Source organism: Mycolicibacter sp. MU0102 (assembly GCF_963378105.1).
Taxonomy (GTDB): Bacteria; Actinomycetota; Actinomycetes; order Mycobacteriales; family Mycobacteriaceae; genus Mycobacterium; species Mycobacterium holstebronense.
In genome coordinates, this window is the sequence record NZ_OY726398.1 from 2,430,198 (window position 1) to 2,438,921 (window position 8,724).

General features: G+C 64.7%; 8 protein-coding genes. 1 reads left to right on the forward strand and 7 read right to left on the reverse strand.

The features are described 5' to 3' along the window. Positions 1–6 precede the first annotated feature (6 nt). The 6 genes from RCP37_RS11375 to RCP37_RS11400 all read right to left on the reverse strand — a co-directional run bounded on the left by RCP37_RS11375 (position 7) and on the right by RCP37_RS11400 (position 6,408). Positions 7–792, reverse strand: a complete 786-nt coding sequence (locus RCP37_RS11375; RefSeq protein WP_308483240.1) for an alpha/beta hydrolase — start codon at positions 790–792, stop codon at positions 7–9. A 213-nt stretch (positions 793–1,005) separates the two neighbouring features. After that, a complete protein-coding gene (locus tag RCP37_RS11380) occupies positions 1,006–2,367 on the reverse strand; it encodes a hypothetical protein (protein ID WP_308483241.1) in 1,362 nt (453 codons plus the stop codon). A gap of 208 nt (positions 2,368–2,575) precedes the next feature. Further along, entirely contained in the window at positions 2,576–4,141 is a 1,566-nt protein-coding gene (locus tag RCP37_RS11385) for a hypothetical protein (protein WP_308483242.1), read from the reverse strand. 339 nt (positions 4,142–4,480) lie between these two features. After that, entirely contained in the window at positions 4,481–5,200 is a 720-nt protein-coding gene (locus tag RCP37_RS11390; protein ID WP_308483243.1) for a nitroreductase family protein, read from the reverse strand. Continuing rightward, positions 5,193–5,696 carry a DUF2505 domain-containing protein gene (locus tag RCP37_RS11395; RefSeq protein ID WP_308483244.1) on the reverse strand — a complete coding sequence of 168 codons (504 nt, stop codon included), beginning with the start codon at positions 5,694–5,696 and terminating at the stop codon, positions 5,193–5,195. Before RCP37_RS11395 ends, RCP37_RS11390 begins: the two co-directional genes overlap by 8 nt. Before the next feature lie 13 nt (positions 5,697–5,709). Beyond that, positions 5,710–6,408 carry a flavodoxin family protein gene (locus tag RCP37_RS11400; RefSeq protein ID WP_308483245.1) on the reverse strand — a complete coding sequence of 233 codons (699 nt, stop codon included), beginning with the start codon at positions 6,406–6,408 and terminating at the stop codon, positions 5,710–5,712. Positions 6,409–6,625: 217 nt separating this feature from the next. Here RCP37_RS11400 and RCP37_RS11405 point away from each other — a divergent pair, with 217 nt between their 5' ends. Beyond that, positions 6,626–7,456 (forward strand): class I SAM-dependent methyltransferase, encoded by an 831-nt coding sequence (locus RCP37_RS11405; protein WP_308483246.1) that lies wholly within the window; start codon positions 6,626–6,628, stop codon positions 7,454–7,456. On the opposite strand, the gene RCP37_RS11410 is transcribed toward RCP37_RS11405, so the two are convergent. Then, positions 7,449–8,705 (reverse strand): phthiocerol/phthiodiolone dimycocerosyl transferase family protein, encoded by a 1,257-nt coding sequence (locus RCP37_RS11410; protein WP_308483247.1) that lies wholly within the window; start codon positions 8,703–8,705, stop codon positions 7,449–7,451. The genes RCP37_RS11405 and RCP37_RS11410 overlap by 8 nt on opposite strands. Positions 8,706–8,724 lie beyond the last annotated feature (19 nt).

Below are 8,724 nucleotides of genomic sequence, written 5' to 3' on the forward strand. Positions count from 1 at the left end.
TCGCCGCTATAGGCCGTGGCCGCCGAGCCAGGTGTCGATGCGCTCGGCCACCGCTTGCCAGCCCGGTTCGAGCATCATGTTGTGCCCCATGCCGGAAAAGAACTCAGCCTCGGTCCCGTAGGCACGCGCCGTCGCCCGCACTTCCCTACTGGTGTGCGCGCCGTCCTGCTCGGCTCCCAACACCAACAGCGGCGTCGTCACCCGCTTGGGCCGGGGCAGATTGAGCAGCAGGCAATCGATGCTCACCCGAGCGCTGTCCTCCTGCAGTCGGGCGGCATACCGCAGCACGCTGTCCTCGGGAGTCGACTCGGAAAAGAACTTCTCTCGTGCTAACACGGGGGTGTTGATGTAGGGCAGGGATTTTCCGGTCAGCGCCATGGCGAGCGCATGCCGCGGGCGGTGGCGCAGCCAGCGCAGATTTGAGCCGAAGTTCCCGTGCGGGGGAATCGACGACATCAGGACTCCGGCCGGCGACGGCCGGCTCTCGAGATACTTCTGCACGATCAACCCGCCCATCGAGTGCCCGATCACCACCGGTGGGACAGGCAGTGTGTCGGCGACCGACTGGACGTCCTTCACATAATCGGCAACGCTGCACTTACGCAGCGGCTTGTCGGTCGGGCTGCCGCCGTGACCCCGGAAGCTGAGCGCTATAGCGCGATAGCCCCGGTCCGCGAAGTATCCGAGAAAATGCTCGTCCCAGCACCAGGCCGCATGCCAGGCGCCGTGGACGAAAAGCAGCGGAACGCCATGGGCCGCGCTGATATCGCCTTTGTCGATTACCTCCAGCACGGCACTACCCTGCCCATTCGGCGCCCGGCGCCTGGAGGTCCGCAACGCTAAGCGGGACTTCAACCGGGCCTCCCCTTCCGGGCGTTACGGGCGCGCACATCGCGCGTGCCCAGCCACGGTATCAGGAGGCCATGCGAGCGCGCGGCGCCGTCCGAGCAGCGTCCAGCTCATTCCAGCAGGCGGTGACCCGAACTCCCCGACGAGTAGGTTTGCCTACGCCGCCGGAGTCACGTCGAAGATGGCGTCCCACAGTCCCTGGATGTCGAAGGGACCGATGAGCCCGATGTTGTCGGCGATGTTGAACAGGTAGTCCCCGAGGAAGTCGTGGACCTGATCAACGGTGGGCAGCCAGTCGCTGGTATCGATGAACGGGTTCGGCGGCAGCGGGTTGCCGATGTCGAGCACAACTCCGCCGAGCCGCCACGCCTCGATTGCGTAGTTGATGATCTCCGGGGTAGACACATTGGCGGTGCCGTTATCGTAGTCGGACAGCCACGTGCCGATCGCCTCGTTTCCGGGCCACAATTCGTCGATCAGCTTCACAGCCCACCAGAAGCTGGGCGTGTTCCAGTCCTCGGGCTCGAAGATGTTGCCCCCCGGGTTCAGGAGAAGGCAGGGCCCGGGGCAGAGCGGACTACCTGGCACGAAGGGGTTGAAGTCGATCAATGATCCTGCGACGACGGTCTGTATCGCCCTAGCGAATTCCACCGGGTCGGGCAGCTCGAACTTGGAGGCGTCGAAGGGCTCCATCAAGCTGTTGAAGAAGTTGGTGAACGGCGTTTCGAAGTCCATTTTGTAGTAGCTGCCCGTCCACGGCTGCAGCGGGGCGTTCGGGTCGATGTTGGGGTAGTCCTCTGGATTCAGGCCAAGCTGCTCCAGGGTGCGCGACCCCTCCCACAGGTATCCGTCATGAGCCACCCCACTGTTCAGCGCGCCCGGCGAGTTGGGGTCGAAGTAGTAGCCATTGCCTTCCGTCATCTCCGAGTCCGAGACCTGGAACCAGTTCTGGATGAGCGGGAAGTACTGCAGGCCGGTCGCGATCAACAGCGGCCAGATGAGCTGGTCAATGGCGGTGAAGCCCGTGATCGGACTGGTCGGCACGGCCGGCAGGCAGTCCAGGCTCGCGCAGCTCTGATTCGCCGGGATCTGCACCGCGGCCCACATGGCAAGCTGCTGCCCCAGACCCGGGTAGGAGTAGTCCCCCTCGTGGCCGGCTCCGGAGAGCACCGGGAACGGGAAGAGCAGCTGCGCCACCGACTCGAAGTGGCCCGGGTCGCCGGGGTCCTCACCCCAGATGTTCGTCGGGCTGCTCACGAACCACTGCCCGGTGAAGAGCAAGGACTGCCCCAGCACGTCCAAGGCGTGGATCTCGTTCGCCGGGATGTTGATCAGTGCCTGCAACAGGTTCAGGGGAACGTTCAACAACGACTCCCCGGCGCTCAAGCGCGCATCCAGCGAAACGGTGGCGATTTCGGGGGCTGCGCGAAGGGCAGGTGCCGGGGGAACCACGGCGACGAGCCCAGCAGTGGTGATCGCCAGCCCGGCGGAGCAATACGAACGCAAGGCCGCAACCATCCCGGTGTCCTCCCAAAAACCTAACGCAAGATGCGTAAACGATGTCGCACTAATGGTTCACGCAATCTACCAAAGTGTTGCCTGAGCGCAAATCGAGAGTCACATTAGTTGAGCTGCATAGATCCACATCTTATGCCAGAATCCGGGGTCGGCGCGGCCGCCCCACCGAGGTCATCAGCAACCCGGCCGCGCCCTCCCGGAGCCGGCTTTAGAACGCGAACCAGCCAGCCATCTCGCTCCAGAGCGTGTCGAGGTCGGTGACGAGACCTCCACTCGGGTCGAGGAAGCGGAGGAAGTCGTCCCAAAGCAGGTACGAGTTCACGCCGCCATAATCGCCAATCTGCTGCTCGTCGAGCGGCAGGTTCGGGTCGTACGTCGGCGGTGTGTACTTGCCGGTGTCGGGATCGATCGGCCATGGGCCCAGTAGACCGGGATCGGTCAACCACCCCGAGTTCACCGCCAGGTTCGGCAGGTAGGGGTTGATCCCGGCCAGGGCGTCGATGATCTGGTTCTGGGTATCGGCGTCGAACGTGAACATACCCGTCTGCAGAGCCGAGATACCAGCCATGATCTGTTCGTCCGTCGCGGCGTTCGCGGTCCCGGCCTCCATCTGATCAATCCACTGTTGGATCAGCGGACTGGGCTCCCCGATGCTCTGGATCGATTTGACCAGGTCCAGGCTCGTCTGTCCCCAAGGCGGGGAGAACGGCGGAACATTGCACATCGCCGGGCAGATCGGGCTGCCCGCGATGTACGGGTTGAAGTCGACGACCATGCCGGCCGCCAAGGCTTTCATTGCCTGGACGATGTCCGAGCCGTCGGCGAAATGAAAGCCGGTGGTCGGATCATCACCGTTGACGCTCCAGTCAACCGGTTGCATCAGACTGTTGAACCACTGCTGCACCGGCCCCAGCGGGTCGAGCTTGAACGTCAAGCCGGCCCACGGCATCAAGTTGATTTGGTTGCCGTACTCGTCGTAGACGATGTTGCCGTCGGCGTCGGTCAGGGGATGCGTTCCCGGGAATCCGAAGCCATCTGGCACCGCGCCGCCCTCGCCGACTCCAGACTGGGGGTCGGCGATGCCACCGGAGGTGGGATTGTCGGGGTCGCTCCACGGGCTGTCCGGGAACGTATAGCCGTTGAACAGATCCTGCAGCGGCACTTGCAGCCAGTACTTGAACAAGTCCAGCTGGTTGTCGTCGTTCGGGAAGTTGGAGAACTTCTCGAAGAAGTTGATCATCCGGTCCAGGCCGGTGATGCCGGTGATCGGCGCGACCGGAGACAGTGGATAGCACTGGATCGAGTCGCACGACTCGCTGACTGGCAGCATGGCGGCAGCAAACATCGCGAACTGCTGCCCGAGCCCAGCGGTGCCGTTTGCCAGCGCTTCCGGGTCGATCTCGGGCTGGTATAGGCCGGAGAGCTGTGGGGCGAACGGCAGCATGAAGTCCACGATCGCCATGAAGTGCCCCGGGTCACCCGGGTCCTCACCCCAGATATTGGTGGCGCTCGGAGTGAACCAATTGCCGGTGAAGAATAGTGAGCTCGCCATCACGTTGGCGGCCTGTACCTCGTTGTAAGGGCTGTTGACCAAGCCCTGGAAGAGGTTGAACGGAACGTTGAGCAACGACCCCTCGGCCGCCAGTTGCACCGCCCGCTCGGCAGCGGTCAGATTTGGCAGCCACGGGGCGACCGGCGAGACCGGGGTGACCGCCGCTACGGCTGTCGCGGCCGCAACGGCGGCGCCGGCTGTGGTGTAACGACGCTGCGGCACCGTAAAGCGCTTACCAGCAGGAACCGGTCGACGCGGTGGCGCCGCGCGGTGCGCGCCGGCGGCCGCAGATCGACGCTGGGGGAAAGCCTCAGGCCCCCCGGCAATCGCGAATCGACGCTGTGGCACTGCTCGGTGTGCACCAGCCGTGGTGTTCCGACGCTGGCGCGCCCCCCCATTAATATGAATCACACATCCCCCTTGTGTCCCCCACGAACCGTGCCAGCATATAGCTGTGAGGCCCGGGTGTCTAAGGATGGGGCGAATAACTTACACCGGCCGCAGAATATTTTCCGCTAAGTTCCACGTAATCTTCGACAAAGGTTGAGCTAAAGCGTCGATTCAGCTCTCCAGCCACGCGAGATCGCCGTAGCCGTCGAGATGAGCCACTTCCCCGACCGGCTTGCGGGTGGTCGGGCCGTAGCGCCCACGAGGCCAACCGAGCGGCACGATGCAACACGGCGTGACCGCATGCGGCAGGCGCAGGACGCGCCGCACGGCGCGCTGATTCCACAGCGGGAGGGTGATCAGCGACGCACCCAAACCCATGGCACGGGCTGCGAGCAGCAGATTCTGAACACTGGGGTAGATCGACCCCCAGTAGGCGGACTCGGCGATGTGCGGCATGCGCACCACCGGCAAGCGGCCTTCCCGGGCACCCAGTCGCAGGCAGGCCACCACGAGCACTGGGAGCTCGGCGAAATGGTCGATCTGCCACTCCATCGCCCGGGCAATACCGGCGATGGATTCGTCGGTTTTGATTTTTCTCCGTAAGACCACACCGCGCTGGATTTTCCACGCCTGCCGATAACGCTTCGCCAATTCCTCTTTGACGCGGCGGTCCTTCACAACGATGAATTCCCAATTCTGCCCGTCATTTCCGGTCGGGGCCCGCAGCGCCAATTCGATGCACTTGAGTACCACCGCGTCATCGACCGGATCGGAGTACACGCGCCGTATCGCGCGCTGCGTCATCATGGCCTCAGCCAGCGGCATCTCCAGCCGGGCCAACGCCTCGGCCGTTGTCGGCACATGACTGTATGTGAACTCGGATTCAGGCATTTTCACCCAGCCAGGTCGTTGTGAACCGTTGTATTTCCGGAATGCCTTGCGAGAATTCACGGGCAAGAAAGCTCTCGATGGGGCCGCCCACTAACGGCACCTTGAACCGGATCGTGCCATTTAGCGCCAGCTTCGAGCCGGTGCCGGCACGTTCGAGGACCGCGGTGCCGCTCCCCGATCCCGGGGCGCCGGTCACCGCGACCGTGATCTCACCGTTGACCCGTCCGTCTCCCGCCGGCGTCCACACCTCGGTGGTGACGATGTTGAGGTCGCCGCGATATACCTTGGCCAACATGCCGGGCAATGCGCCGTGCCGCAGGTCCTCGGTCACCACCACCCGAATGCGGCCATCCGCATCGACATCCAGGGAGTCGAGGCTCTTGCTCCCGCCAAAGGCCTCCAGCCGGGCCTGCCAATAGGACCGGTCCCCGAAGGCACGGTGAACCTCTTCGACGGAGGCAGGTGAGGAGAACGTCACCTCAAAGGAACGCGGCATTACTGCTGACCTCTCATTTGCCGAACAACCGGCTCACCAGGCCGGCGGCGAACTTGCGGACCCGGTCGAGCTGCTCGGGCTGAACGTTGGTCGGCGGCAGGCGTAGACCCAGGTAGCGCTCTCGGTAGCGGCCGCTGCCCAGGTAGCTGGTCAACGCCAGCATCGAACGCAGCGGGTCGCCGGGGTAGCTGAGGTGAATCTCGTCCTGGTAGCGACCACCGCACCCCTCGGCGAGCCGACAAACCTCGGCATAGTTCTCCTGCCAGAACTCGCGGCACACGGTGAACACCACAAACGGCTTGCCGTCCAGAAGCTTTCGGGCCTCGTCGGTTTGCAGAAACGACCTGATCGGCATGGCGGGCGCCTTCCACCAGGTCGGCGAGCCGATGCAGATCAAGTCGTACTCACCGTCGCGCACCGCGTCAGGAGTGCGGATCTCCCCCGTCTCGCCCCGCTGCTGCGCCTTGAGCACGCTGAGCATGTCCGGCCAGACCCGGCGCAGCGGGAACTGCGCGAAACGCTGGGAGTAGCGCGGGTCGGTGAATTCGATACCGGCTTTGACGACCTCGCAGCCCTGCTGCGCGAACACCTCCCCGGCAGCCTCGAGCACCTTGAGTGACTGCCCGGAGAAGCTGTAGTACAACAACAGGATCCGCGGCGCTCGTCCGTTGCGCTCACTGGCCTCAACCACCATCTGTGCCTCCTGGTTCATGCGGCGGTCCCAGCTTCGGCTCTCCTGCGTCGAGCCTCGCTGAACCGCCGGGTTCATGCGACGGTCCCAGCTTCGGCTCTCCTGCGTCGAGCCTCGCTGAACCGCCGGGTTCATGCGACGGTCCCAGCTTCGGCTCTCCTGCGTCGAGCCTCGCTGAACCGCCGGGTTCGACCGTGCGGTGCATCGACTGCCCGTCAAGGGTATTAGGCTCGCCGACGTGGCAGACAAGATCCCCGTCGACCTGCACGGCGCCGCGGCAACCATGCTGACGACGCTCTACCTCAAGGCACTCGACGCTGATTTCGACCAGCCAGTGCTGGGCGATCAGTACGCCAGGGAAGCGGTCGCGCGTATCGACTTCGACTGGGACGCACTCAAGGCTCCCGGCCGTTGGGCGCCCTTGGTGACGGTGCGCACCGCCCAGTACGACATCTGGGCGCGCCAGTTTCTGGCCGCCCACCCGGAAGCCACCGTCATTCACCTCGGCTGCGGTATGGACGCCCGGGTCTTCCGGATCGATCCCGGACCCGAGGTGGCCTGGTACGACGTCGACCAGCCGCCGGTGATCGCGTTGCGCAAGCAGGTCTACCCCGACCGCCCGGGTTACCACCTGGTGGCGACGTTGGCGACCGACCCGTCGTGGCTGGACGAGATTCCGACCGATCGCCCGGTTCTGCTGCTGGCCGAGGGCATCAGCATGTACCTGACCGAGGCCGACGGTGTGGCATTGCTGCAGAGCTTCGTCGACCGGTTCCCGTCCGGGGAACTGCAGATCGACTTCTACAACTGGCTCGGCGTCAAGACGCAAAAGGCCCAGCGGCTGCAGCGTCAGTCCGGCTCCACGCTGCACTGGGCGGTCAACAGCCCCCGCGACATCCTGGACAAGGTCACCGGCATTCGGCTGTTGGCGGCCGCCAATCTCTTCGACGCGGAGACCTTCAGCCGGGTCCCGCCTGGGTTCCGCCGATCCAGCACCCTGGCCCGCGCACTGCCGCCACTGCGCGGAATGCTGCAGTACCACCGCTACGCCTTCGGCCCGGTCAGCTGACGCCGGCGGCGTGCCGCTCGGCGATATCGCACAGCAGCGCGCGAATCGCCTCCACCGAGCGCTCGGGCGCCGGCCCGTGGGAGTGGTATTCGATGTTGAGCTGCCCGGAGAAGATCTGGGTGAAGTAGATGTCGATGCCTGCGCTCACGGCGAAGTACAGCTCGCCGTGTGTGGTGGTCACCTCGACGCCCGGTGGCGTCCGCACCGGTGGAACCAGTCCGTTGTTGCTCAGCACGACCACGTCGGGCAGCCCCGGCGGGTTTCCGACGTACTGCGGGCTGAAGTGCAACCGGGACTGTTGGATGACGCCTTCGTCGAGGTCTTTCTGGAAGTTCGCGGCGATGTCGCGAGCCATCTCAACCAGGTCGGTCTTGGCGTCGACCTCGGCGAGGTAGGTGGCCAGCCCGATCGGGTTGGTGCATCCGGTGGCCGAAACCGGCGGTGACAGAAAGTATCTCAAGTCGACGGTGTAGACGTAGGGCACCGGGATACTCAGCTTGCCGCGCAGCTGCCATTCGGCGATCAGCACCGCAGCCGAGAGCACCGCATGCAGGCTCAACTCGTGGGCCCGGCCGAACGCGACCACGTTGTCGGTCTGGCTTTCGGTCAACCGGCACGACGCCATCGGCACAAGCACCGGTGATGACGGCGTCTCCTGCCCAACGGCCCGACGGGTCGGCGGCAGGTCGTAGGCGAACAGTGCCGGCATGAATCGCTCGATCCCGGAACGCTGCTGCTTCTCGATCCCCCGGTCGGCCAGCACCGCCTCGATCGACAGCGGAGCGGGCTCGACGTTGAGCGCCCCGATCCGGCCGGTGGTGACCAGATCGGTGTAGAAGGACAGCATCTCCTCGATCAGCGCATACATGTGGTGCCCGTCGGCCACGGCATGGTGCACGTACAAGGTCGGCTGGGCCTGCCCGTCGCGAATGATCACCCGCATCGCCACCAGCGACTCCGTCTGGTCGAAGTGCGGGGTGGGTGGCGTCGCGTCGGGACCGTCGAGTTCGATGACCTCGATGCCGTCAGGCATCAGGTCGTCGGTGACGAACTGGTGGCGCCCATCGGGCAGTCGCTCCAGCCGCCCGGTGAGGATCGGATGGGCCTCCAGCAGCGCCTCGTAGGCCTCCGAGAGCAGATCGAGGTCGACCGGACCGGTGACGTGCGCGGCGAGGCCCACGAAATTGTGGGTCTCGGCCAGCATCTCCTCACTGATCGCCAGCTTCCGAATGACCGACGTCGCAAACACTTTCGGTTCTCTCCTAAAC